Raw genomic sequence first — 22600 nt, 5'->3', positions numbered from 1 at the left:
TCGAATCCCTCAGCGTCCCTTGAATTGGGGCGGACGCTTTTCGATAAAGGCGGCCAGGCCTTCTTTGGTGTCTTCGGTGGTGGCCAGAATGCCGAACAGGGCCGCTTCCAGGCGCTCGCCGTCCTCGCGCGACATTTCTACCCCCGCGGTCACCGCCTCCAGCGCGTGACGCACCGCCAAAGGTCCTTTTTTCAAAATCTTGCCGACCAGTTTGAGGGTGAAGGGAACAAGGTCTTCCGGCCGGACCACGTGGTTGACCAGGCCGATCGCGTGGGCTCGGGCGGCATCGATCATATCGCCCGTAAGCACCAACTCCATGGCGACGCCCTTGCCTACCAGACGGGGAAGGCGTTGGGTGCCGGCGTAACCCGGAATCAGGCCCAAACCCACCTCGGGCAGGCCGAACTTCGCCCGTTCCGACGCCACCCGGAAGTGACAGGCCATCGCCAATTCACAGCCGCCGCCCAGCGCGAAACCGTTGACCGCGGCCACGACCGGCTTGGGGAGCGTCTCGATTTTGTTGAAGACCCGTTGGCCGCGGGCCGAAAGCGTTTTTGCGGAAAGGGTATCCAAGGTGGCCAGTTCTTTGATATCGGCGCCCGCCACGAACGCTTTTTCGCCCGATCCGGTGAGGATGACCGCGCCGATCTCGGCGTCATCGGCCAATTCGTCCAAACACTGGTCCAGATCGCGAAAGACACGATCGTTGAGGGCATTGAGGGCCTCGGGGCGTTCGATGGTGATCAGGGCCACGCCCTCCCGCCGGTCGATGAGTAGCGTTTCCATGCGTGTAAAACTCCTTTTTGATGCAGGGTGATATTGGAATGTAAGTCAGCGATGCTCGGTCGTTCCGACGAGGTGGCGCGTTCCGGACCCCTTCGGGGGGGCGCATTCGCGGGTCCCCTCCACGAGACGAAGGTGATCGGGGTGCCCGCGCCATATCGCACACCAAGACCGCTTAGCCGGTGAATGGGTGCCCAGGCGGTTGGGTTCTTCCGGAATCGGGCGCAACGGGGTTCATCGATGAATGGCCACCGACGGCATGCCGATCGCAAATCAATTTTTCTTCAATACCGAGCTGGCAAGGGTGTAATTGATGCTTTGAATGCGACGGTCCGTCTGCAAATCGAAGGTGATGACGTTGGTTTCGCCGTAGTTGATCTTGTTCGGTACCGTCCGCTGTTGTCTCTCGATGGTCTGGCCGTCTTCGAGCTTGACGGTCATGCGCAGTTGCACGTCCGCGACGCCGGTGGGTTCGTTGACCGCCAGGGTGCACTTGATCTGGTAACCGGTGTCGGTAGAGGTAATCACTTCCTCCGAGACATATACCGGATCGTCGCTGGCGTGCGCACGCGTAATGCTTTCTTTCGGGAGCAGGCCCGGCGTCGCCTCTTCGCCTTCCGCCGCTTCTTCCTGCGGGACTTCCTCCCTGGCGATATTGTTGTCGCTACGGCTGTAATCGGGAAGCTCCGCACTGGAGGTCAGCACGATTTTCTTGGGTTCCTTGGGCTCTTCCTTCTCGGGCGGGTTCTGAGCCTCTTCGGCTGCTTGCTGCTCGGCCGCGAATGCCTCCGCCTGGCGTTGCATGGCCAGTTGACGGTTCTTGTCCAGCGTCTTGCGCTGATCGATCATCTTTGTCGGCATCGTGGTCCGACGTCCATCCAACAAGACCAGGTGGGCCAGGCGACCGTCGAACAGGGGCGGTTGCTTCACGCGCATGATCTGGTTGTTGTTGAGAACCACTACGTAGGGTTCGTCATCGGGCGTTTCGGCTGCCGCTTGGGGCATCCACAATGCCAAAAAAAGCAGACACATCGCTGTCATGATTCGCCTCTTCATTTCGAAATCGATTGCTTTGTGGGCATTATACCTAATCAACCGGGCTCGGGTGGGCGCCTTCCATCAAATTGTGGTTAGAAATATGGCGAAACCGAACGATCTGGCTCCGGAACTTCGTTCCCCTCGTGCGGCCGGGGCCGGAAACTGAACAGGAACCCCTGTGCGGGCAGTGGGTTGGCTGATGCAGCGCATGGGTTGACGTCGGGAACTTGCCTGAAACCAAGCATAACGCGCACCCTGCAACGCGAAGCGTGATTTTTGTCCGGTTGGTCGCTTTTCTCGGGCGTTTCATGCGGGTGGCGAGCCCCGATCATTCCGGGCGGCCGTCGCCCTCGAAGATGCGGCGCAACATTTCGTGGACTTCGCCGATTTTGGAACCTTTGGCGATCGCCACCATGACCGTGTCGTCGCCCGCGACCGAACCGGCCACCGCTCGCAACTTCAGTGCGTCCAAATGATAGGCGAGGGCGTTGGCGTGCCCGGGTAAGGTTTTGATGACAATGAGGTTGGGGGGAGAAAGAAAATACTTGAGATTGGGAAATGCCGGTCGGTTGGGTGCCGGCGGCCGGTAGTATCCGCCGATCTTGCGGACGCCCAACTTTCGCAGAAGGCGCGACAACACCGGTTGCGTCATGTTCAGGCCGGAATCTTTCAGGGCATCCAACAACGCCGATTGCGTGTCCAGATCTCGGTTCGCCACGAGATCGAGAATGAGTTGGTCTTCGTTCATGGGGCCATTCTCCCCCAAAGCCGAAAATGAAATCAAGTTTTTCAAAAAAGGCATTGCTATTTGAATAAAAAAGAATAAAATGCCGAATATTGTGAATATTATTCGAGTGCGATCGCGGCCAATCGGAACCGCGAATGGGTTCGACGGGAGGACAGGCAATGAAAGTGATCTTGGCGTATTCGGGTGGTTTGGATACCAGCGCTTCGGTGATTTGGTTGAAGCGTGTCAAGAAGTTCGATCAAGTGGTGGCGGTCTTGGTGGATGTGGGCCAGCGCGACGATTTCGACGCCCTGCGCGAGCGCGCCTTGATGTTGGGCGCCGACGACGTGGTGGTGGTCGATCAAAAATCCGCCATGTGCGAACAGGGGATTGCGCCGATGTTGAAGGTTGGCGCCACCTACGAGGGTTCTTACTTGTTGGGCACGGCCATCGCACGCCCCTTCATCGCGGACGCGATGGTCGAAGCCGCCTTGGAAACCGGGGCCGGTGCGATCTGTCACGGCGCCACCGGCAAGGGCAACGACTACCTGCGTTTCGAGCAGCGCATCAAGGTGCTGGCGCCGGGCATTCAGATCATTTCGCCCTGGCGTGAGTGGGCCTGCGGTGATCGCGAGCAGGCGCTGGCCTTGATCGCCGACACCGGCGTCTCGATCCCCGCCAAGTCGTTTGATTATTCGATCGACGCCAACCTGTGGCACACCTCCTACGAGGGCGGTTCCCTCGAGGATCTGAGCCAGGCCCCTCCGCCATTTTTCCGCGAAGAGATGCACAAGGAAGGCGTGGCGGAAGTGCAACTGGTTTGGGAAAAAGGATTGCCGGTAGCGCTCAACGGCCGCGACATGCCGCTCGCGGAAATGATTCCGGCGTTGAACGAATTACTCGCGCCAACCGCCTACGGCTGGCTCGATCTATTGGAGACCCGTACGAACGGACTCAAGTCGCGCGGCATCTACCACACGCCGGCGGGCACCCTGCTCTACGAGGCGCGAACCGCGCTGAGCCAATGTTGGTTAGCCAAGCCGTCCCTGGATTTTCTGGAGGGTATGGGCCAAACCTACGGCAAGTTTTTGTACGAGGGCATTTGGCAGCATCCCGTGCAGCACGCGATCGAGGCTGCCACGGATGCGCTTTTCGCCGAAACCCAGGGCACCATCGACCTGGTGGTGAAGGGCGCCAAGGCCCAGGTTTTGGCCCGCACCGCCAATCCCAATTGTTTCGCGAGCGAACTGGGCGGTTTCGGTCACATGGATTCCTGGAACGCCGCGTACAGCGAGGCGCTGGTCTTCTTCCAGCACCTCAAGTATCACTCGCTGCCGGCGGGCGTGGGCATCCGCGAGCCGGACCTGGCGGCGATCTAAACCTATGCGGAATGCGAGCCGAACGCTCGATTCCATCCTTTGTCTGGCGGGAACGGGCCGGTCGTGTGTCGCGCAAGCGGGCACGGCCGGCTCGTTCCTTTTTCGAGACCGAGCCTTCTCAATCCGGCGGTTGCCAAATGTTGGTGTCGCCCGACTCGAAGCCGTCCTCGAAGAGCAGGTGCGTGTCCCGATTCACGAAGAGCTGGTCCCAAACGACCGTGTCCGGGGTGTTCTCGGCGGTTTGCCATCGAAGCGTCAGCAGTGCCGCGACGGCGTTCTCGGGCACGGCGGCCGTAAAGCCGAACGCGACCCAGCGCGACTCCGTGTCGCCCAGGGTTTGCGGCTTCACGTGTTCGTCGATCGGCGCGCCGCTGCACCCGGCTTCCGCAAACCATTGGAGCGACACTTCGAGATTGGCCGCGCCCGAAGCGCCGCGGACCTGGACCCGACCGCCCACCTGAAGCCAGGAAGTGGCTTCCAGGGGCAGGCACTGGCTGAGTTGGAGCGTCTCTTCCGGTTCGCCGGCCTGCATCGCGGCCGAGCCGGAGGTGGCGGAGCCATCGGCATCGGTGTCGTCGCGTTGGATCGTGCCCGATGTGCCGCCGTCGATCGTCCACCCGTTCAGGGTTTCGTCGAAGTGGGGATTGTTCAGCAGGTTATCCGCCAGGGTCTTGAAGTCGCCGCGGAAATCGCCGCCGGGGCTCGAGTTACCGTCGCCGTCCAGGGCCAGTGATTCCAAATCCACGAGCCCCAGGTCGCCGCATACCAGGATTCGGTAACTCCCCGCGGGCAAGGCCATGGTCGGGTCCAGGTGAAGCGTCGCCGTCTCGCCGAATTCCGCATAGGTGACCCGCAGGATGTCGATGAGTTGATCGTCGCCGCCCAGTTGCGTGCCGCAGACCTCGGTCTGGAACTCGCCGTCGCTGCCGGACCCGATCAGCCGGTAATGCTGGGGATTGGTGACGTCCTGGTCTTCCTCGTCCCCTGGCGGGTCGGCCATGGCTTCGTTGAACTTGATGCGAAGTTGGGTGATGCTGGTGGCGACACCCTCCGCGAAAAACAGATCCGTCTGTCCCGGTGCGAACACCAGGTCCACCCGGGGCGCTCCACTCATCGGCTGGAATACACCGCCGTCCGCGACCTGTACCTGCTCGGACACCGCGAGTTGCAAAGCGGGTGTGGTCGAGGTACCGTCCGCCACCGAAATCGATTCGTTGACTGTGATTTGTGGTGCCGGCGAGACCTGAACGGTATCACCGACGGTTACGGCTTCGTTGACGGTGATCTGCGGTGCCGGTGAAACGGTGACCGTATCGGCCACGCTGACGGACTCGACGACCATCAACTGGGGAGCGAGCGTGACCGTGACCTGATCCGCCACGCCGATCTGTTCACTGACATTGATCGTGGTCGTGATGGTCGTTGGCGGCAACACGACGGTGTTCAGAGCCAGCAGGTCGTTGGCGTTGTTGGGATCGCTCGTGGCACTCTCCACCGTGGCTGTGCTGGTCACGCTGTATTGCGGGGCCAAGCCGCGATAGAAAAAGGTGTCCGTGCCTTCGATCGTATTGGCGACCATGCCCGTTTGGGGGTCGATGTCGAACAGAGCCCGCTCCGGTGTGGTCGCATGGGTGTTCACGATCAAGTGCTGGTTGCGGGTCATGATCAGGTCGAAGGGGTTTTCGAAGGTGGGCGTCCCGCCAATCGGTGTCAGGACCGATTGACCGAAGTCGCCGCCATCGACGCGGACGATGCCACTCGTCGAATCCGCGACCCAGATGTCGCCCGTACTGTCGGCCGCCACGGCCACCGGCTCCACGAGAAGGTTGCCGCTGGTCAGCAGGGTCTGTTGGGCGGAGTCCTTGTCGACGCGAACCAGGTTGGTATTGCTGTCGATGACCACGACCGAACCCTCCGCGTCGAGGGCCAGGTCCAGCGGATGCAGTAGATGACCGTTCTCGGAAAAGACGGTTTGTTGGCCGGTGGTTCCGTCGATGGCCAGGAGCCGACCCATCGAGGTCGGTCCGCGTGCCAAACCGGCGGGAAACCCGTCGGGATCGGCGACCAGGTAGCCGTTCGGCCAAGGCACGATCGCGCGTGGATTCACCAACAATCCGGCGCTGCTCAATACCGTGGGCGTGCCGGGTGTGTTCACCACGATGCGGCCGTCGATGATCGGGTCCTCACCGTTCATCAAATTCGGATCCGCCATGTCCGTGTAGATCATCACCCCTTCCGGCGTGAAGGTCAGGCCCGACGGATTCACTTCGGCATCGAGTGTTGCCACCACCACAATTTCTTCCGCTTCGGCCCCCGCTCGCAACAGCGCGGATGAGTCCATGGCGGGCGCCGCGCCGGTGAGGAACACGTCGAACTGGGTTTCCGGGGCCGTCAACGGCAGATCGAGAACCGCCTCGACCATGCGTTGTTCCTGAAACGTCACGGTTCCCAGATCCCACGACAACGTGTGGGACGGTTCGTCGTAATTGCCCGTAGGCTCGTGGCTCTGGAGCACGGTCCCCGGGGGCAGGGTGACCGTGAGGGTCACGTTGTCGGCCGGGTCGGGACCCAGATTCTCGACCGTGATCGTATAGGTCGCCTGGCCGTCGAGTACCGGTTGCGGTGGATCGATATTTTGAAACACGGCCAGATCGGCGCTTTGACCCAACGCCGCGCAGGGCACGAGGCAAAGCAGGGTCAGCGCCTGGACGGCTCGTGAAGCGGTGTTGGCCTTCACGGTATGCTCCCTGCGTTAGCTGAAGGTGAGATCGACGGTGATTTGAACGATTTGGCCGGCGGTGACCGAGACTGCGGAGCCCAAGATCTTGGAAGTGAAGACGCCGCAGGAGTCGGGACTGGCCTTGCATTGGGTGGCGTTGTTCGTGGTGCCGTTACAGACGCAGAACCAGCTTTGGACCAGGTCGATCGTCGAGGTGGTCGTCACGGTGAAGCTGCCTGCCATGCGCAGGGTCTCGAAATTGGTGCCCATCAGGGTGAGCGTCAGATTGCTCGAATCGAAGGTGATACCGGCATTGAGCCCCGTCGGGCCGATCTCGCAGTCCGGGTTGCAGGGGCCGACCCCCGACGATACCGCGTTTTGATTGGTGGCCACCACGTATCCGCCACCGGAAACCGCGTCTCCGTTGAGCAGCGAAGTGAGGGTCGCCGGGCTCGTGAGCGCGTTTTCGAAAGAAACCTCCTGCACCAGGGAGCCATCGGGATCCAGGACCCGAATCGTCCAGTGCCCGTGAACCTGTATCCCGGTGGCCGCCGACGAACCGGAGTGAACGGAATGCGCGTGCGGATCGTCTTCTGCGAAGAGGAACGGAACCAGGCTGAGAATACTGATTAAGCTGAACAAACGCAGGTACATGACTACCATCCTAATCTTAATGGGTGCCGGCGTGGCGGTTGCGGGTTCACGGTGAAGTGCGGATTTCGCTGACGAGGCCGATCAGGTAGAGAATGGAATGGCGCTCGGGCCATTGGGAGGCCGGCTCCGTCAACTCGGCCGGGTCGAGGGAAAGCAAACCGATGGTGCCTTCCGTACGCCAGGTGAAATCGTCGAAATCGGCGTGGCCGGAATAAGTACCCTGATCGCCGTCGATCAGGCCCAGCCTGCAGGATTGGATGAGGGTGGCGTCGTTGTCCAGGGCATCGAGGTCCATTTGCGATTGACCGTCGAAAAGCAGGTGCAAGGAGCCGTCGCCGGATCCGGCCTGCCAGCGTAGCTCGATCGCGTGCCAGGCGGCGGTGAGGGCCGGGCCCGATGGCGGCAGAACTTCGGCGAAAGAGCCGTTGTCGAGGCGAACCTGCCAGCCGAGGCGCAGTTGCCCGTCGATGCGGGTGACCTGAATCGCGATGTTGGCCGGTCCGTCGTTTTCGGCGGAGAACACCGTGGCCGATGTGGCTTCAGCGAGGTCGAGCCCGTCCAGGCGCAGGTAGAAGCGAACGCGCAGTCGGGAGAAGGAACTGCCGACCGCCGTGGCCACCGAGGTCTCGTCAGTGCCCGTGGTGACACGCAGTCCGAAGGATCCCCGGTGCTTGGCCTCCTCGAGCACTTCGAGCCCGCCGTGTAGCCGGCTCGGCCAAAGAAGGGTCGTCAGGAACAAAACCAGGAGCCGAGTCGATAGGGAGAAAAACCGTTGCGACATAGACCGATCTCCTTGTTTGGGAGTGGTCGGGTTGTGCCGAAAGGGCGTGGTTTCTTGGGTTCTCGGATGCTCGTCGTGAAAAGGGGCCGAAGGGGTTGCAAGGCTCGTTGGCACGGATGGACAGCGCCTTCCGAAGGTTTCGGACAGACACACCTGAGCTGTGGAAAGACAAACGTTTCGTTATGGGTTCCTTCGCAACGAAGGCGAATCAACTTGAGTTTCCATGGCCCGAGGGGCCGCATGTCGGTTGGCGGTGCCGGCATTTCAGGTAGGATACGGGGGCATTTCGCTTTCCACGGACGTTAAAGTAAAATTTTTGACATGAAAATATTGGGTTGGGCTTTCGGTAACGTGGAGGCAAAAAAAAAGACCCTTCAAAGAAGGGTCAAATGGAAGTCAAGGTCAACTGGTTGTGGCTGATCAGGGACAGGCCGTGCCTTGCCCTCGATTGAGGCTGGTCAAAATCGTGCCGTCCGGATCGGTAATCTCTACTTCGACGTTGCAGGCTCCCAAGGTGGAATTGCATAGCAAACACCACTGGCCGTCACACATCTGGCATCCTTGGGCCCAGGTGAACCCGATCACGACCGTATCGTCGGTGCCGATACTGGATGACACGTTCAGGTTCCACGTCAGGTTGACGATTTCTGGAAGGCCGTTGCCTAGAGCGACTTGACCGCCGGTTTGTGCTGAAGCCGCTTCCAACATGCCCCAGGTACCCTGGGCAAAGGCGAGCCCCTGAAAGGAGTCGTTGGTGCTGTACCAACTGTTCAACGTGTCCCTTACATCCGCCGCAGCACCGATGGCATTCATGGCCTGTGATTTTTGGCGGAAATAAGAATACATCGGGAGTGCGATGGCCGAAAGAATGGTGATAATCGCGACGACTACCATCAATTCCACTAAACTAAAACCTTTGCGTTTCACTGAAAAGCCTTTAAATCCGAGGAGTTGCTGCCGCTTATGCACGGAGCATACTTCAAATGTGGTGCCAGAATAGAGTGCCACTTGTGGCAAGTTGGTAAAATGAAAAAAAAGCGGGCCCTTCCAGTTTAAAACCAGTTGATTAGGCGTGTGGCAGCGGGTCGAGGTGGCGGCTCGGTTTTTGGGTTTGCCAAGTTTCGGTAGTGCTTTCTCAAGGGGCGGTTGGCATTTTCTCGCACCGAATCATCTTCGGGTTGACAAAAAGTGTCACTCGGCGATCTGCCGGCGGGTTCGATCAGAAGTGCTCCGAGCCCGGTGAACGAGCGGAATCGCCTTTGCGGGCGCCGTTTCCTGACCAGGTTTCCATCTATGTGCGACTGGTTCTCGCCTTAAATATTGTTCCGCGGTAACCGAAAGACAAATTTTGTCCCTATTTCTCCGGCTTCGCTCTCCACCCAGAGCTGGCCGCCCAGCTCCTTGGCGGCCAATGCGCAATAGTGCAGGCCGAAACCGCGCCCGCCTCTTTTGGTGGCTTGTTCCTGGCTGAACAGGGTGGCCTGTTCTTCCTTGGGAATACCGGCCCCGTTGTCCCTCACCTCGATCTGGATGTGGGTCGCGTCGTGGGCGGTTTGGACGCGGATTTGGCCGACGTCTTCCAGGTGGCGAATGGCGTCGATGGCGTTGAACAGCAGGTGGGTCATGATCTGCGATATTTTGTTGCGTCGACTCATGATCAGGGGCAGGTGACTCAACTGGAGCTTGAGGCTGGTTCGCCGCTGATCCACGATGTCCCGCTGCAGCGAGACCACGTGTTCCACGATGCCGTTGACATCGACCTCCTCGATGAAGTCTTCGGCGTCGGTATACTCGTTCTGGGCCTGGACGTATTCGTTGATCTTGGCGACGCCGCCACTGACGCGCCTGGCCTCCTTGTTCAATTGATCGAGGAGATCGGTCATGTGTTTGGTGGCCTGAATGATGAGGGGCGGCACCGCGTCGCCCTTCTTGGCTTCGGCCAGGAATCGAATCAGGTCGTGGCGGTGGTCTTCCATGAGATCGGCGATGCGTTTCAGGGTGCGCATCGGTTTTGGTTCGGCCAGGTATTCCTGCATCAGGGTCGTGGAGGTGGTGATGCTGTTGAGCGTGTTGCCGATGTTGTGCAGCACGCCGATGGCGATTTCCGCCATGCCCGCCTTGTGGGCCGCCTCCAGCAATTCGCGCCGGGTTTGCGACAGTTGGCGCGTCGTATTCTCCAGCGAGCGCACGTACCGCGCCTTGTTGACGGCCGAAATGGCGTGCTGGCGAAAGCGTTTCAGCTTGCCTACATCGACCATGTGGTCGAAGGCCTCGGAATCGGTGAAGTTGTCCAAGATCAGGACGCCCACCATGACATCTTCGGAAACCAGGGACATCGACAACATCGCCTGGGGCTTGGGCAGGTTCGTCAACTTTTCCCAGCCGGGCAGTTGCGGCGCGTGACGCACCAACCAGACACCGTCCTCCTTCTCTTCGCCGCTGCTGTAGCGCGCCCACAGCTCTTCCTCGCTGAAGACCACCGATTCCAGGTCGCCGGGATCGTAGCCGTAGGTCGCCGCGATCTTGTAGAGATCGCCCGTATCCTCGCGCAGGAGCAGTGCGCCCTTCTCGGCCTGGGGAAACAGGGTGAAGCCCTTTTCCAACAGGGACTCCACCAGCGTTTCGAGCATCACTTCGCGGTTGATGGCGCAAACGATCTGGTCCAGGGTTTCCAGTTCACTGTTCTTCTGGCGCAATTCCTGGTTGGTATCGCGCAACTGATCGTTTTTGAGTTTCAGTTCCTGGGTGCGTTCGGCCACCTGGCGTTCCAGGCCGCGGTGGCTTTCGAGCAGTTTGAGCTGGGTTTCCACTCTGGCGATGAGCTCGCTCTTGGAAATCGGCTTGGTGATGTAGTCGTTTCCACCCGCGGAGAATCCGCGAACGAGGTCGTTGATCCGATTCTTGGCGGTCAGGAACAGCACGGGCAGCTCCTGTGCCGTGAACCGCTGGCGCAGCACCTCGCACACTTCGTAGCCCGTCATTTGGGGCATCATCACGTCCAAGAGAATCAGATCGAACGCATGGTCGTTGGCCATGATGCGCAGCGCCTCCGGGCCACTCGAGGCCTGAACCACGTGGTAACTCTCCAGGGAGAGGTGGTTGATGAGCACCTGGCGGTTGACCGGTTCGTCGTCTACGACCAGGATGTTGAAGGTCGAACCGCGGTGGCTGTTGCGCGCCCATTCGGTCACCACCAGTTCGAGTTGATCTTCGCTCGAGGGATCGGCCACGACGGAGGAGAGGGCCTTGTCGGAGGCTTCCGCGGTCTCCTCGGAAGCGGGCAGCGTAAAGGTGAAAATGGAGCCCTCGCCCACAGTCGAGTTCACGCGAATCGTCCCGCCGTGCAATTCCACCAGTTGGCGGGTCACGGCCAGCCCGAGGCCGGTACCGCCGTAGTGGCGGCCGGTGGAGCCGTCGGCCTGCTCGAACGACTCGAAAATGCGTTCCTGTTGGATTGGGGTGATACCGATGCCGGTATCGGCCACGCTGACAGCCACGAAATCGCCCTCCGGTTCCGCGAACACGCGGATCGAGCCGCGATCCGTGAATTTGACGGCATTGCCGATCAGGTTGTGGAGGATTTGCATGACCCGGTCTTCATCGGCCAACACGAAAAGGGTTTCCGGGTCGATGCGGCTCTCCAGGATGACTTCCTTCCCGCTGATCAGCGGCTGGGACAGGTTGACCACGATATCGGCCAGGTTCGCCAGGTCGAGGGGTGTCTTGCGCAGTTCGATGGTGGCGTTGCGCAACTGTGAAAAGTCCAGCAGGTCGTTGACCAGGCTCGCCAACCGGCGCCCGCTGGAAACGATCATGTGGAGGTTGTAGGTGGTGGTCTTGGGAAGCTGGCCGGTGACGCCGTCGATGAGGGATTCGGCCAGGCCGATGATGCCGTTGAGCGGTGTACGCAGTTCGTGGCTGGTATTGGCCAGAAATTCGTCCTTCAATTTGTCCAACTGGCGCAACCGCTTGGCGACCAGGCGCTCGCGCTCGGCGATTTGGCGTTCGCGTTTGAGCTTGTTGGCCTGGAAGCGGGTGTAGGCGCCCGCCAAACCGGCCAGGAACAGGCTGTAGATCGAGTAGGCCCACCAGGTTCGCCAAGGCGGCGGGAGGAGCTTGATTTCGATGCGCACGCCGGGCTCTTCCCACTCGCCTTCGCGATTGGCCGACTTCACCTGGAAACTGTAGGTCCCCGGCGGTGGTTTGTTGTAGTTGGCGAATCGGTTCTGGGCGTCGGTTTCGATCCAGGTGTCGTCCAAGCCCTCCATTCGGTATGCGAACCGGTGCTTGGCCGGATCGCCGAAGTCCAGCGCCGTGAATCGAAACGAAAAATTGCTGCGCGAGTGAGGCAGGACCAGGGATTCGGTTTCGTAGATCGGTTTCTTCAGGGGCGATTGGTCCCACTCGGCGCGAAGTGGGACCGGGCGACTGGATAGATAGAAGTCGGTGATCATGGTTTTTGGCGGCGGGGATGCGGTTTGAACGGATCCCGGCGAAAACACCGTGAGCCCGAAGATGCCGCCGAAGTAGATTCGGTTCTTGCCGCCCATGGCGTAGGCGTCGATGAAGTAACCGGCGTCCAGCGCGCCGTCGGCTCGGTTGAAATTGAAGAAGGTGCCGCTTTCGGGGTCGAAGCGCGAAACGCCGCGAGTGGTGCTCATCCACAAGTATCCGCGCTCGTCCTCCAGGATGCCGCCGATCGCATCGGCATCCAGGCCGTCGACCGAGGTCCACGACTGGAAACGAATCTCCGACGTGTCGTCTTCCAGGACCTTGTTGATGCCGCCCCCCTGGGTGCCGATCCAGAGTTGGCCCTTGCGATCGCGAAAAAAGCAAGTGATGCGCCGGTGGCTGATCGATCCCGGTTGGTTGCGATCGGGCAGGAAAATGTCGAAATCGACCCCGCCCGGACGCCGGCGACCAAGGCCCCCGAGGGTGCCGACCCACAGGGTGCCGTCCGGTTCCTCGCGAATCGGGAACACGAGGTTGTCCGGCAGCGAACGCGGCTGATTGGGATCGTGGCGAAAGTGGGTGAAGGTCTCGGTGCTCGGATCGAAGTGGTTGAGGCCGCCGCCGTAGGTGCCGATCCAGAACCGTCCATCGCGACCCGGGTAGATCGAGCGGATGTACGGGTGACTCAAGCCGCCGGGCGTTTCGGGTTCGAACGGGTAACGCACGAAGGTTTCCGTTTCGGGTTCGAAGTGGTGGAGGCCCGAGGCCTGGGTGCCCACCCAAAGGCGACCGTCGGGATCGCGATAGAGGGCGTCGACGCGATCGGAACCGAGGCTGCCGGCGTCCGCGGGATCGTGGCGAAAGTTGCGTACCGACCGGCGATCGGCCGAAATCCGGTCGAGACCCAGGCGGCTGCCGACCCACAGGGTGCCGTCCGGATCCTCCAACACCGCCCGCACCTCGTTGGAGCTCAGGGGCGTGGGTGACGGGGATCCGTGCTTGAACGCGTGAAACTGCTCGCTGTAGGGATAGAGGCGACTGATGCCGTTGCCGTAGGTTCCCACCCAGAGTACCCCGGTGCGGTCGCGAACCAAGGCGTTGATGTCGTTGTGGCTGAGGCTGAAGGTATCCGTGGATTGGTATCGATAGGTGGTGAAGGTGCCCGAAGCCAGGTCGAAGCGGTTGAGGCCGCCGCCATAGGTGCCGATCCAGAGGACGTCCCAATTGTCGCCCGTGATGGCGTGGACCCGATCGTCGGAAAGTGAACCGGTCGCCTGGGAAAGGTGGCGGTAGTGCTTGATACGACCGCTTTGGGGGTCGAGCCGATTGAGGCCGCCGCCGTCGGTTCCGATCCAAATGAAGCCGTCGTGCTCGTACAGGCTCATCACCCGGTTGTGGCTGAGCCGGGTGGTGGTTCCCTGGCCGGAGGTGGTCGCCGAGCCGGCCGTGGCTTCGGCCGCCTGAAAATGGTCGAAACGCTTCGTCTCCGGATCCAAGCGACTCAAACCGCCGGTGGTGCCGATCCACAGGTGGCCCCTGCTGTCGCGAAGCAGGGCCCGGATCTCGTCGTGAATCGGGTGATGTTGGCTCGGCCCCGATTCGGCCGCGCGATAGTGCGTGAAAACGCCGCTCTTGACATCCAGATGATTGAGGCCCCCGCCCAGGGTGCCGACCCAGAGCCCGCCGGCACCGTCGCTGACCATGGCCTGAACCAAGCCGAAGCCCAAGCTCTCGGGATTGTCCGGGTCGTGATGGTAATCGCGAAAGCGGCCCGTTCGCGGATCGAAGCGGTTCAGGCCCAGGGAGGTGCCGATCCAGATCGCACCGTCGTCGCCGTTGGCCAGCGATCGAATGTAATTGTCGGAAAGCGAGTGGGGATCGTCGTGGCGCGTCTTGAACCAGGTGAACTGATAGCCGTCCCAGCGGTTCAAGCCGTCTTGGGTGCCGAACCACATCCAACCGAGACGGTCCTGGAGAATACAGGTCACGGTCACCTGGGAAAGCCCCTGATTGGCCGAAATGCGTTCGAACGCCAGGTTGGGCTCCTGGGCCAGGCTCGGCGAGGATCCCGCGACCACGGCCCATACCCACAACCCCAAAAGGGGGAGGATGCGGACGGGATCCGACCGCGGGGCCTCGAGGCGCGCCCGTTTCATGGGCGCCACTCGTTTTGGCGGCCTCCTGGCGGGGGGTCCCCAGCGGTGTCCCAGTCTACGTGAATGCGTTCGCCCGAAGTCCTCCGTTCACCCAACCCGATCCAGGCGCGTAGGGAGGACGTCTTCCGATGCCGATGGGCGGTGGACCGGCATCGGGCGCGCCTTGGTTCCATGCCTCGTTCAGGGTGAGGGACGCCGATGGACAAGGAAGACGTTCTCCTACACGGATCTACTGAGCGCACGAGCCCTCTGGATGTGGCGGGGTTCGGGCGGTACGTCACTTTTTCTGTTTGAACTTTCGTTTCACGGTGGCGAGGGCCAACTCAATGGCTTGTTGGGTACCGACCTTGGCGTTGTTGATGATGAGGTCGTAGAGATAGCGGTTGTCAATGGATTCCGCCAAATAGGTTTTCAAGTACTTGAAGCGTTGATTTTCGCGTTCCTGCACGCGGCTGTGAGCCGTATCGAAATCCAGTTTGTGGCGCTGGCCGTGATTGGTCGCGCGCCAGTCTTCCGGTGCGTAGAGGCGAAAGTGGATCCCATGGGGATTGTTTTGGGTGAGGACGGTGGAGCCGCCTCCGAGAAAGATGACATGTCCGCGACGCGCCAGGATTTGCATGAGTTTGGCCATGTTCTGGATGACTTTGTACTGACTCTTCTTGCCGAAAATGGCTTCCTGGACGTAACCCTGAAATTCCGAGTGCCCGTACTCTTCCAGCAACTCGAGCATTTCCTGGTTGAGTTCCTCCGGATCGGCGACCTTGAGCATGGTCTCGCGATCGAACACGTACCATGGATGCTCTTTTTCGCCCTCGTTGAGGCCGCCAACCAGGCCTTGCGCCAGACCGGCGCCGTCACAGCCGTATTCCCGCGAGATCGTGATGAACCACGGCACGAAATTACTCTTTTTGGTGAATTGCAACTTGAACTGAGCTGCAATCTGAAGATCGGCGTCTTTATTGAGCCAAGTCATACGAATCCTCCATTAACGCAATTCATGCAACTGCAGGTTTTTCTGCGACGAGACAACCCGAATTCTACGAACCGGGACAATGCGGCATGTTGGAAACCAAACGGGGTTGAGTGGCTACGAGGTGCCATGTGAATGATTTGTCTCTATCTTAACTCATGGCGTTTTTCTTTTGGGGTTAAAATTCGCGATATATGTCGCCGGTTGGCCGCGTAATAAACTGGTTTTATTCAGGCTTCTGCAGTAACCGAAATCGCGGCCACGGGGTCGGGCCGTCCATGGCCGCGCCGGCCCGCCGCCGACCCCGGCGGCACCGCCCGACACCGCACCCCTTTCTTTTTTGGGCCGGGACTGAAAGAATGGGATCAAGCGAGTTCATCGCGGAACGCGAACATGGCGGCGCCGCTGTTGCGGTGTCCGAGTGGGAGACGGTCCCAAGGCCCGGGGGCGGCCTTCTTCGAGGAGATTCGGTACCAACCGAGCGCCCGGCGACGGGGTGGTCGCGAGATCGAGGGACACCGGGGAGAAGTGTCCCTCGTGGGCCGATCGCCGCCCGTCAGGTATGCCGCGTTCGGACGTTCCGCGTGTGTTTACGGAAGGGAGGAAGACATGAGTTCGCATTCATCCAGTGCGGTCGTGGATTTGGCTACGACCCTGATCGACATCGAATCGATCTCGGGAAACGAACAGGCGATGGCCGATTTTCTGGCCGACTACCTTCGCCCGCGGGGCTGGGAGGTCCAGTACCAGCTCGTGGCCGAGGGGCGCCCCAACATCTATGCCCATCGACCCGGTTGCCGGCCGCGTTTGATCTACAATTCCCACATCGACACGGTACCGCCGTACTTTCCCGCGCGCCGCGACGAGACCACGCTCTACGGCCGTGGCGCCTGTGACACCAAGAGCCTCATCGCCGCCCAGTTGCTGGCCGGCGAGAAACTGCTGGCCGAGGGGCGCGAAGATTTCGGCTACTTGTATGTGGTGGGCGAGGAAGTCGATCACATCGGCATGATCAAAGCCAACGAATTGGGTTTGTCGCCCCAGTTCCTGATCGTCGGTGAGCCCACCGAATCCAAATTGGCCCGGCGCCAGAAGGGCATCCTCAAACTCAAACTGACGACCCAGGGCAAGGCCGCCCATTCGGGTTATCCCCACACCGGCATCAACGCGCTGGATCCCATGTTGGACCTGCTCGAGCGCATTCGCCGCCACCCTTGGCCGAGCGAGGCGCAGTTGGGCGAAACCACGGTCAACATCGGGGTGTTGCGTTCCGGACGCGCCGCCAACGTGGTCCCCGACGAGGCCTATGCCGAGGTGCTCTTCCGGGTGGTGACCCATCAGGCCGAGCTCCTGGAAGAGGTGCGGACCATGGCGGGCGACGCGGTGGAGGTATCCGTCATCGCGAGCAACGACCCCACCGAATTGAGCACCTTGGACGGTTACGAGACCAGCGTCGTCAGTTTCAACACCGACATTCCCTACCTGAAATTCGACGGTCGCGCCTTCCTGTGGGGGGCGGGTTCGATCATGGACGCCCATACGGCACGGGAGCAAATCGAGATCGCCGATTTGGAAGCGGCGGTCGACATCTACGCCGAGCTGGCCCGCACCTGCCTGGGCTGATTTCGCCCCGAAGGCGGCTCCTGCGAGCGGGCCGCCTTCTCCTAGACGCGCCCATACCGGCGCCGCCTGCCCATCGAAGCAAAAATGCCGGCAGTGCCCGCATGCGGAGAGAGGGCGGAGGTCAGTAGGTTGGCCGGCCCGGCCGACTCCTCGAAGCAACCCAAGCAACAAAAGCGAGTTACGCAAAAGAGCGAAGCAAGTGCCATGCAGTATCCCGCCCATCGAAGGGTGCCCGCCGGCAGTGCCCGCAAGCGGAGAGATGGCGGAGGTCAGTAGGTTGGCCGGCCCGGCCGATTCCTCGAAGCAACCCAAGCAACGAAACCAAGTTACGCCAAAGAGCGAAGCAAGTGCCATGCAGTATCCCGCCCATCGAAGGGTGCCCGCCGGCAGTGCCCGAATGCGGAGAGAGGGCGGAGGTCAGTAGGTTGGCCGGCCCGGCCGACTCCTCGAAGCAACCCAAGCAACGAAAGTGAGTTACGCCAAAGAGCGAAGCAAGTGCCATGCAGAATCCCGCCCATCGAAGGGTGCCCGCCGGCAGTGCCCGAATGCGGAGAGATGGCGGAGGTCAGTAGGTTGGCCGGCCCGGCCGACTCCTCGAAGCAACCCAAGCAACGAAACCAAGTTACGCCAAAGAGCGAAGCAAGTGCCATGCAGAATCCCGCCCATCGAAGGGTGCCCGCCGGCAGTGTCCACAAGCGGAGAGAGCCGCGAGGCCAGTAGGTGAGGGGGCCGCCCAGGCGAGCTTGCTCCACCAATCGAAGCAACCCAAGCCACGAAACCAGGTTACACTCGTGAGCCAAGCCCTTCCCAACGTGCCCGATGTACCTGTTTCGCTCTTTGGCGTGTCATGCCGGCGCGAGATGGGTTGTTTCGAAAGTGGATCCGGCGGATCCACCTACCTGGCACGACGCCTCTCTCGCTAGCCGGGTACTCTGGAGGGTATCACTTCGGTGGGTGGCGGGGAGGTTGGACTTCGCTCTTTGGTGTGAGCGCAGGCTGTGCCCGCATGCGGAGAGCGACGGAACAAAAAAGGGCGACCCGAGGATCGCCCTTTTCATTCGATGTCCCTAGCCCTTAAAGCGGAACGTCGCAGATGTTGCGCAGCACGATCATGTCGAGAACCGTGTGCCCGTTGTCGTTGTCGAGGTCCATGTCCGGGTTGTAACCCGACATGCCCGCCCAGTTGGGCAGCAACTCGAAAATGCCGGCGTACACGCGAACCGTCACGGTGCCCTGCGCCTGACAGCCGCCGTTGCTGATCGTGACCTGGAAGGTCGTGGTCTCGGTCACGGTCGCGACTGGCGTGGCCGAGGAGGGATCGTCCAGCAGGGCCGGGTTGTCCCAGCTATAGGTGGGGTTTTCGCCCAGGCCGCTGTGGTTGGCGGAGAGCTGGATCTCCAGACCCGCGCAGGTGATGCCCTCGTTGGCCGCGGTGGCCGTGGCCGTCGCGCTGCAGGAGGACGAGCTGCACTCGTAGCCCGAAACGTCGTTGATGGCCCAGCTATTGATGGTACCCGTGTCCTGGCCCGCGTTGTCGCTGACGAACAGGGTCCAGGTCCCGTTGGGATCTTCGCCCAGGAAGGCGCTCAGCGTTTCGGCCGGCGTCAGGGTGCCCGGGTAGTTGCCGATGATGTTTTCGGCCGTGCCGCCGGTGCGGTTGTGAAGGACGACCGCCGTGCCTTCCGGCGAGGTCAGGCGGACCAACAGATCGCCCTGGTAGGTGTGGGTCAGGTTGAGGTCGACGTTGAATTCTTCGGTCACGGTCGCTTCGACACCGCTGATCTCCAGCGTGGTCGTCACACCGTTGGAATCGTCATCGGGGATGGCGAGCGCGGGACTATCGGCTTCGGTGAAGCCTTGCGGCACACCGGTTCTGAAGCTGTAGTCGAAGGTCGCGGTCGAAGCCCCGCGTGCATCGCTTCCGTCGTTGAACGTCACCGTCAGGGTTAGGTCGATCGGATCGCCGCAGGTGAGGCTCTCACCGAGGGCGATTTGGAAGGCGGTGGCGTTGACCGCGTTGCCGCTGGTGGGCAGGTTCGGGTAGTCCGATTGGCCCACGGTGACGGTGACGCCGTCCGTGCGCGTGGTGAGCTCGGCCGAAACCGAGGTCGCTTCGCGGGTGCCTTCGTTGCCGACCTGGATCTGGAAGCTCAGGGTTTCACCGGGATCGGGCACGCCGTTGGCGCCCAGGTCGGAGGTGATTTCCCAGCTCGCCTGACCGAGAATGGCGCGCGGAATCTCCACGATGTTGTGGCGCAGGAAGTTGGTGGTGAAGACGTCGGCATGCGGGCCGTCCGGCTGCAATCGCGCCGCGGTTTGAATGGTCACGTTGCCCAAATCGCGCATGGAGGGACCGGAGGCCAAACCGAAATGCGATTCGAGGATGATTTGGTCCACTTCTTCGCGGGTGCGGCTGTGGTCGTTGATCAGGGTGATCAGCGATTGGAAGAGCGGTGTCGACCAGAGTTCGTCGGAAAGCACACCGTCGACCGTGGCGTGAGCACCGTAGCTGCGGTCGGGATTGTACTGGGCGTCCAGCACGTCCATGTCGCGACCGGGCCAGCAACTGCTGTGGCCGTCCCAAGTGAAGACCCAGGCCGGGTTGAAGACCGGACCGTTGGGCGTGCTGTAGCTGTAGGAGCCCGCCCAGTAGTCGCCGAAACCTTCGCCCATGCCGCCGGTGTCGCCGCCGGACCAGGTGCCGTTGCTGATACCCCAGTGAATGGCGTGGCCGTACTCGTGCAGGATGACGTCCGCATCCTCGTTGTCGTCCACGCAGCCGTGGCCGAAGGAAAGCGAGTTGGAGCCCGGTTGGAAGAAGGAGTTGTCATCGCCGTTGGCGCCGTCGGGATCGACGCGGATCGAGAGCTCCTGGATGCCCGTGTCACCCACGAAGCCCAGCGACTGCATGTAGCGCTGGTTCTGGTCGAGGTGGAAATAGGTCATGGCGTCGTTGAAGGCACCGTCGCCGCGGTTTGCGGTCCAGTTGCCGTCGGTGGTGGTGGAAATCGTGTTGCTGGGGCTGTCCCAGTCCTCCAGGTTGACGTAGGGACCGGTGAGTGTGTAATTGGCACCGTCCAGGGTCAGGCCCAGCAGGTTGCGCTGCATATAGGCGTCGGTGAAGGCAGCGGCGGGGCTGGTGTCCACCAGGCTGCCGTCGTTCAGGGTCGTGCGCGGGTCCGGATCGAAGACGATGGCGGTCCCGTCGGCGCGTTTGCCGGCCTTGAAGGCCTCGGCTTCGCGCTCGGCGAGATAGGCGCGGAAATTCTCGAATTCGGTCAGGCGGTCGTTGACCGGACCGTCGTAGGGCGCGGGTGCCGCGGCAGGCAGTCCCTTGCGGGTGATGCGGTCGTCTTTGATGGAGATGACCTTGCCGGTCACCGCGTCGACGCGGCTCACCCAATAGCCGTAAGGCGCGTTGACGGGAAGGTTGGTAACGTAAACGAGTTGTAAGCGATCACCCACCGGCTGATACACCAGTTTGGCTTGGGGGGGATCGAAGAGCGGCCCGTGAACCTTGAGGTTCTGCCAGGCGATTTCAAAGGCGTCGTCTTCGGAAAGGATCACCTTGGGCTGGTTTTGGTCGTAGATGACCGGGTAGGTGTTGTTGTAGACGCGGTATATTTCGTTTTCCGCGTGAGAGACGGAAACGACGATCTGGCCGCCTTCGACTTCCACGCCGTTCAGGAATTGTTGAAAGCGGTAGTGCTTGCCGAGCAGACTGGATTGCACCTTGACCAGAACCAGATCGGCCAGGTCGGATGAAAAACCGAATCGCGGGGCTTCCTGGCTGAGGTAGGTTCGGGCGAGCGCTTCGCCGACCTTGCCTCGGGGCGCCTGGAAGCTGGGGTTGATCAACAGTTTCGCGGTTTGTCGGTGGTCTTTGTGAAAGGTACTGCTGGCTTGATGGGGCGCGACCGAACCGGCCGTGGCCGTTGTGACAGTGAGAAAGGCAGCAAGCAGACAGTACACCCAACGAGACGTCAAAGGCTTGAGAAACTGAACCAAAGAGGTCCTCCTCTAGTGAAATGACATTCCACCCGCAAGAGCCATCACGCGGCATCGGGGATTCGAGCTTTGGACGCCGAAGGGCGGCCCATGGGTAGCCGGACCCGATATGGAGTAAACCCGCCTTCTCGTGTCAATCCGGTAGAAAAGGAGAGATGAAGGGAGGCTTTGGGCGGGGCCTCTATGCAACAGGTTTCCAACCAGGTACTTGACGGTATGTAAGGTGCAAGCTCTAAGCGATCGATGAAAATACCTCGGTTGACGGTACCTGTGTGTTCGAAGCAAACGGTGATGGTGGTCCTGGGGAGAATCAGCTACGACGGAGCCATGTGCATCGGCCAAAGACGTAAAATTGACGCAAGGCAGCAATCTATTGCAATTCGCCGAAGTAGTTGGCCCGATCTTAAGGCAAGGCACCCGCGAAAGTCAAAGGTAGATTAAAGGGTCGTAAAGCATCCGTTAAAACGACTTCCGTCGTATGCGCCCAAAGAACTCCGGCAAAACCCATTGTCACTCGGTCAATGGCCCGATGCTATCTGGGAAATGTGAAAAATGACACGTTATGTTTAGAACTTGTTGATTTTGCCGAGAAGTGTAGACATGTGAAACATTCAGGCTGGCAACCTGTGTTAGAATTTCCAGTTAACGACCGACACCCGGATTCTATTTTTCTCGGATCCGCTTCTTTTCCCGAGCCACGAACAAACATTTTCAGCAATTGACCGCATTCTAGGGAGCCTGCATTGAAAGTCGATTCCAACCCTATTCAGTTGCTGCGTGAGGTTTTCAAACCACTGCCCCCCACGGCCAAAGTTGGGGAGGACGGTGAGGAAGCCCAGAGCGTACTCGATTCGGTCGTCATCAGTGACCTTGCCCGTATTTTGGCCGAGCAGGAAAGCGATCGGGCCGAGCTCGAGACGGAAGAGGAAGCGCGCGCGTCGGCCTCCGAGTCCGATGAGCCCGAAGCGGGATCAGGCGTCGCCGTCGAAGCCGATGCAGAGGGGACGGAAGCCGCCGTGCTCGGTGTCGTGACGGAAGAACCTCGGCTGACCCCGCCGGAGCCGCAGGCGTCCGAGGCGGAGGAAGCGACCCCCGCCGCCATTTTGGCGGAGCCCGAACCGGTCGAAGACGAAGCCTCGCCTTCACTTTTGACGGTGTCTTTGGAATCGGATGAGACCGCCGCCGAACCGGAAAATGAAACGGCCGGCGAGGAACGCCAGCCGGCATAATTTAGTCAAGCCGTCAGGCCGCTGTCGGCCCCTTCCACGATGTGCCCCTGTCGGCCCACCTGGCTGCCTTCTGCCTGGCAT

The 22600-nt window shown here is 60.9% G+C and carries 13 protein-coding genes; 3 read left to right on the top strand and 10 right to left on the bottom strand.

Annotated features, from left to right (window positions below; all coding sequences use genetic code 11):
• Window positions 1-9: 9 nt before the first annotated feature.
• The 3 genes from J3U87_RS32380 to J3U87_RS32370 all read right to left on the bottom strand — a co-directional run bounded on the left by J3U87_RS32380 (window position 10) and on the right by J3U87_RS32370 (window position 2569).
• Window positions 10-786, bottom strand: coding sequence for an enoyl-CoA hydratase/isomerase family protein (locus J3U87_RS32380; protein ID WP_237379949.1), 777 nt, complete (start codon window positions 784-786; stop codon window positions 10-12).
• A gap of 270 nt (window positions 787-1056) precedes the next feature.
• Window positions 1057-1824, bottom strand: a complete 768-nt coding sequence (locus J3U87_RS32375; RefSeq protein ID WP_237379948.1) for a hypothetical protein — start codon at window positions 1822-1824, stop codon at window positions 1057-1059.
• A 325-nt stretch (window positions 1825-2149) separates the two neighbouring features.
• Complete coding sequence (locus tag J3U87_RS32370) at window positions 2150-2569, bottom strand: arginine repressor (protein ID WP_237379947.1); 420 nt, start codon at window positions 2567-2569, stop codon at window positions 2150-2152.
• Between the two features lie 158 nt (window positions 2570-2727).
• Between J3U87_RS32370 and J3U87_RS32365 the strand changes: the two genes are divergently transcribed.
• Window positions 2728-3927, top strand: coding sequence for an argininosuccinate synthase (locus J3U87_RS32365; protein ID WP_237379946.1), 1200 nt, complete (start codon window positions 2728-2730; stop codon window positions 3925-3927).
• A 118-nt stretch (window positions 3928-4045) separates the two neighbouring features.
• Here the strand turns inward: J3U87_RS32365 and J3U87_RS32360 are convergent, their stop codons facing one another.
• The 6 genes from J3U87_RS32360 to J3U87_RS32335 form a co-directional block, all read right to left on the bottom strand.
• Complete coding sequence (locus J3U87_RS32360; RefSeq protein ID WP_237379945.1) at window positions 4046-6664, bottom strand: hypothetical protein; 2619 nt, start codon at window positions 6662-6664, stop codon at window positions 4046-4048.
• Window positions 6665-6679: 15 nt separating this feature from the next.
• On the bottom strand, window positions 6680-7300 hold the full coding sequence (locus tag J3U87_RS32355; RefSeq protein WP_237379944.1) for a hypothetical protein: 621 nt from the start codon (window positions 7298-7300) through the stop codon (window positions 6680-6682).
• A gap of 46 nt (window positions 7301-7346) precedes the next feature.
• The gene (locus J3U87_RS32350) at window positions 7347-8081 is read right to left on the bottom strand and encodes a hypothetical protein (RefSeq protein WP_237379943.1); all 735 of its coding nucleotides are present in this window, start codon (window positions 8079-8081) and stop codon (window positions 7347-7349) included.
• Window positions 8082-8501: 420 nt separating this feature from the next.
• A complete protein-coding gene (locus J3U87_RS35095) occupies window positions 8502-9050 on the bottom strand; it encodes a type IV pilin protein (RefSeq protein ID WP_272932440.1) in 549 nt (182 codons plus the stop codon).
• 344 nt (window positions 9051-9394) lie between these two features.
• Complete coding sequence (locus tag J3U87_RS32340; protein WP_237379942.1) at window positions 9395-14689, bottom strand: two-component regulator propeller domain-containing protein; 5295 nt, start codon at window positions 14687-14689, stop codon at window positions 9395-9397.
• 277 nt (window positions 14690-14966) lie between these two features.
• Window positions 14967-15662 carry a cytidylate kinase-like family protein gene (locus J3U87_RS32335; protein WP_237379941.1) on the bottom strand — a complete coding sequence of 232 codons (696 nt, stop codon included), beginning with the start codon at window positions 15660-15662 and terminating at the stop codon, window positions 14967-14969.
• A gap of 606 nt (window positions 15663-16268) precedes the next feature.
• Between J3U87_RS32335 and J3U87_RS32330 the strand changes: the two genes are divergently transcribed.
• Window positions 16269-17282, top strand: a complete 1014-nt coding sequence (locus tag J3U87_RS32330; RefSeq protein ID WP_237379940.1) for a M20/M25/M40 family metallo-hydrolase — start codon at window positions 16269-16271, stop codon at window positions 17280-17282.
• Between the two features lie 1074 nt (window positions 17283-18356).
• Here the strand turns inward: J3U87_RS32330 and J3U87_RS32325 are convergent.
• Complete coding sequence (locus tag J3U87_RS32325) at window positions 18357-21290, bottom strand: proprotein convertase P-domain-containing protein (RefSeq protein ID WP_237379939.1); 2934 nt, start codon at window positions 21288-21290, stop codon at window positions 18357-18359.
• Window positions 21291-22033: 743 nt separating this feature from the next.
• Here J3U87_RS32325 and J3U87_RS32320 point away from each other — a divergent pair.
• Window positions 22034-22519 (top strand): hypothetical protein, encoded by a 486-nt coding sequence (locus tag J3U87_RS32320; protein ID WP_237379938.1) that lies wholly within the window; start codon window positions 22034-22036, stop codon window positions 22517-22519.
• Window positions 22520-22600: the final 81 nt, after the last annotated feature.

Source organism: Sulfidibacter corallicola (assembly GCF_017498545.1).
GTDB lineage: Bacteria > Acidobacteriota > Holophagae > Acanthopleuribacterales > Acanthopleuribacteraceae > Sulfidibacter > Sulfidibacter corallicola.
This window is presented reverse-complemented; position numbering and strand designations above follow the sequence as displayed.

What these genes read in the sequence shown, in the direction of transcription:
- J3U87_RS32355 (WP_237379944.1), bottom strand. Translation starts at nt 7,300, where the DNA reads ATGTACCTGCGTTTGTTCAGCTTAATCAGTATTCTCAGCCTGGTTCCG.
- J3U87_RS32375 (WP_237379948.1), bottom strand. Translation starts at nt 1,824, where the DNA reads ATGACAGCGATGTGTCTGCTTTTTTTGGCATTGTGGATGCCCCAAGCG.
- J3U87_RS32330 (WP_237379940.1), top strand. Translation starts at nt 16,269, where the DNA reads ATGAGTTCGCATTCATCCAGTGCGGTCGTGGATTTGGCTACGACCCTG.
- J3U87_RS32370 (WP_237379947.1), bottom strand. Translation starts at nt 2,569, where the DNA reads ATGAACGAAGACCAACTCATTCTCGATCTCGTGGCGAACCGAGATCTG.
- J3U87_RS32350 (WP_237379943.1), bottom strand. Translation starts at nt 8,081, where the DNA reads ATGTCGCAACGGTTTTTCTCCCTATCGACTCGGCTCCTGGTTTTGTTC.
- J3U87_RS32340 (WP_237379942.1), bottom strand. Translation starts at nt 14,689, where the DNA reads ATGAAACGGGCGCGCCTCGAGGCCCCGCGGTCGGATCCCGTCCGCATC.
- J3U87_RS32335 (WP_237379941.1), bottom strand. Translation starts at nt 15,662, where the DNA reads ATGACTTGGCTCAATAAAGACGCCGATCTTCAGATTGCAGCTCAGTTC.
- J3U87_RS32365 (WP_237379946.1), top strand. Translation starts at nt 2,728, where the DNA reads ATGAAAGTGATCTTGGCGTATTCGGGTGGTTTGGATACCAGCGCTTCG.
- J3U87_RS32380 (WP_237379949.1), bottom strand. Translation starts at nt 786, where the DNA reads ATGGAAACGCTACTCATCGACCGGCGGGAGGGCGTGGCCCTGATCACC.